The sequence below is a fragment of the Peribacillus sp. NPDC056705 genome (genome assembly GCF_043656335.1).
In genome coordinates this window covers 1-2,182 of sequence record NZ_JBHTYI010000122.1, presented here as the reverse complement: position 1 = coordinate 2,182, position 2,182 = coordinate 1, and the positions used below count along the sequence as shown (strand labels likewise).

Annotated in this window: 3 protein-coding genes; 1 reads left to right on the top strand and 2 read right to left on the bottom strand. The window is 49.3% G+C overall.

From position 1 onward, the window contains the following. Positions 1-517: aldo/keto reductase (locus ACFRAK_RS28020; protein WP_394573036.1), on the bottom strand; the 517-nt coding region annotated here is incomplete at its 3' end. Positions 518-604: 87 nt separating this feature from the next. Then, complete coding sequence (locus tag ACFRAK_RS28015) at positions 605-1,399, bottom strand: sulfite exporter TauE/SafE family protein (RefSeq protein WP_394573035.1); 795 nt, start codon at positions 1,397-1,399, stop codon at positions 605-607. Positions 1,400-1,900: 501 nt separating this feature from the next. On the opposite strand from ACFRAK_RS28015, the gene ymzB reads away from it, so the two are divergent. Further along, positions 1,901-2,182 (top strand): protein YmzB (gene ymzB / locus ACFRAK_RS28010; RefSeq protein WP_394573034.1); only part of this gene is annotated, 282 nt, incomplete at its 3' end.

Here is a 2,182-nt window from a genome sequence, read left to right as displayed (position 1 = left end):
TGTACTGGCTCATCACGCTTACGATGTTGGAGCGTTGCACATACTCCCGGATTACGTTCGGACGAATCGAGGAAATGCCATAATAACGGATGAGTCCTTCTTGTTTGAGCTCTTCAAACGCCTCAATCGTCTCGTCTATCGGATCGTCAATCGTTCCCCCATGAAGCTGATACAAGTCGATATAATCGGTGTTCAGCCGTCTGAGGCTGTCCTTTACTGCCGACTTTATGTATGACTTCGATGGATCCCAGGTCCAGCCTTCCTTGCCTGGAACGCGCCGATTGCCCACCTTCGTGGTCAGAATGACTTGATCCCGGCGGCCTTGGATCGCTCTACCTACAAGCTCCTCATTACGCCCCTCATCATATAAATCCGCCGTGTCCAGGAGGTTGACTCCACGATCCAACGCCTCGCTCACAAGCTCCGTTGCCACGGCCTCATCCGTTCCCAGCGACATGCAGCCCAGGCCAATCTCACTGACGTACAATTCCGATGATCCGAGTTGGTTCTTTCTCATATGTAACGCCTCCTTCATTCTTATTTTAACGTGTCCCATTACGTTAGATTACCCCATTCTTCACTTCAACAACGCACAAAGCCTGGTTCAACTCACGATATCCGTCCAGATCTTAACCGCTGTAATGGCAATGAGGACAACGAGAGCATATCGCAGCAGCCGCACGTTCATTCTGCGGCTTACCAGTGCACCAATCGGGGCACCCAAGAGACTGCCAACCACCGCAAATATTGAGAGTATGACCGGAATGTCGCCGGAGGCAATTTTACCGATAACTCCGCCCACGGCGGATAGAAACACTATCGCCAGTGAGGAAGCAATCGTAATTCGGGTCGGGATCTTCAGAATCGTAAGCATGATGGGGATCAGAATAAAAGCTCCACCTGCACCAACGATTCCTGCAATCCCGCCCACAATGAAAGCCGAACTAACGGCTATTGAGCGGTTGTAAGTCACTTCGCTTAGCACACGCTGTTCCATGGAAGCCCTGGTCGGAAGCACCATCAGGATGACTGCAATGACCGCGAGGAACCCATAGATCATATTAATGGCATCACTGCTCATCAGCATGGAGGACAGACTGCCGATCAGGCTACCGACCAGCGTACTGACACCCATCTGCAGCACCAAGGGTCTATGGACGTATCGTTCTCCCTTGCGCCCGATTACCCGATTAGTAATCATTCCGGACAATGAAGCAAAGAACACCTGCAGCATGCTGATCGCTGCCACTTCCTTCGCGGTCAAAGCCTCAAGTCCGAACCAGGGAGGGACGTATAACAATAACGGAAAGTTGATAATCGCCCCGCCGATTCCCAGTAACCCTGAGAAGAAGGAACCGATGAGACCAATTAAGATCATTACGGCAAGCTGTACTATCAAGATGATCGATCCCCGTTCATTAGATATCTGGTAGGGTCACTTAACTCTTGAAGGGACCCGCTTCATAGATTATAATAAAACCAAGTATTTATATCGGAAAATAAGGTGGTGTAAGACGGCATGTTCACAAAATTCAAACGCCTCTTCCAAGACCGTTGTCCGGACTGTGAACAGAAGCTGATCACGAAGCAAGGCGAGATGGCATTGATCAAGCACTGCCCTGATCACCATTACACCGAAGAAATCTATAACCAGCTAGGCGTGACCATTGTGTACCACCCTAGCAAGGACAACCATTAGGTGATGTGCTCATCACACTGTATTGATTATATCATGTTCTCCTCTAATCTCCGTCAGCAAGCCTTAACAGAAGCAGGGTGACCAGGCCCCCCATTTCTACCCATATTCCTTGATTTCACCGATTCCGTTGTTCATTGTGTTCTATCTTAGCACGTAATTCTAAAGCACTGACCTAAATATTGAAAATAAGGAACGCGCCGGATGGACAGACTAGCGGTAAAATCACAGAAATTAAGGAAGGTGTTTAGCGTGAATTCAACCGTAACCGACATCACGAACTGGCTGCAATCCAAACATAATCATACACTGTACATCACAAAGACCGAGGAGCATGATCAAGACGAGACTGCCCTGCAGTTACAATCGTACGAGCACCAACAGAATCAAGCTCTCTCCATCGACGGATATGGCGAGCACCATGCCCTGCTTCTGCATGGTCACGGCAAAATCACGACTTCGGGTCATGAAGCACCCCTTCCAGGC